We start from the raw sequence: 505 nt of genomic DNA on the forward strand, positions 1-505 counted from the left end.
TAATGCGAGTTCTGATTTATTTGTAAATTTACGATGCATGCAGATTGAAGATGAAAAAGCCATTCTGTACATGGGTTGCGGCATTACAAAAGAAAGCATTCCCGAAAAAGAATGGGAGGAAAGCGTGAACAAATCCATGACGATGAAAAGAGTTTTGAAAAAATAGTTAAAAAAATTAGTTTCAAGTTTCAAGTTTCAGGTTTCAGGTTGCCTCCACAGAACTTGAAACTTGAAACCTGAAACTTGAAACAAAAAAACCTGAAACAAAAAAACCTCTTGACAAAAGAAAGCATCATATTAGGCATTGACCCAGGAACCACAATTATGGGTTTTGGATTGATTAAAGTTACCAATAAAAAAATGGAATTCCTGCAATTGAATGAATTGCAGCTTTCCAAATACGATAATCATTACCAGAAACTAAAAATAATCTTTGAGAGAACGATAGAGTTAATCGAGACACATTGTCCTGATGAAATCGCAATTGAAGCGCCTTTCTTTGGCA

The 505-nt window shown here is 34.5% G+C and carries 2 protein-coding genes; both read left to right on the plus strand.

From position 1 onward, the window contains the following. Positions 1–166 (plus strand): chorismate-binding protein (locus ABEB23_RS18290; RefSeq protein WP_348814154.1); only part of this gene is annotated, 166 nt, incomplete at its 5' end. 110 nt (positions 167–276) lie between these two features. Beyond that, the coding region (locus tag ABEB23_RS18295) for a crossover junction endodeoxyribonuclease RuvC (protein WP_348814155.1) at positions 277–505 on the plus strand (229 nt) is incomplete at its 3' end.

Origin of the sequence: Flavobacterium maritimum, from assembly GCF_040049085.1 — a bacterium.
GTDB lineage: Bacteria > Bacteroidota > Bacteroidia > Flavobacteriales > Flavobacteriaceae > Flavobacterium > Flavobacterium maritimum.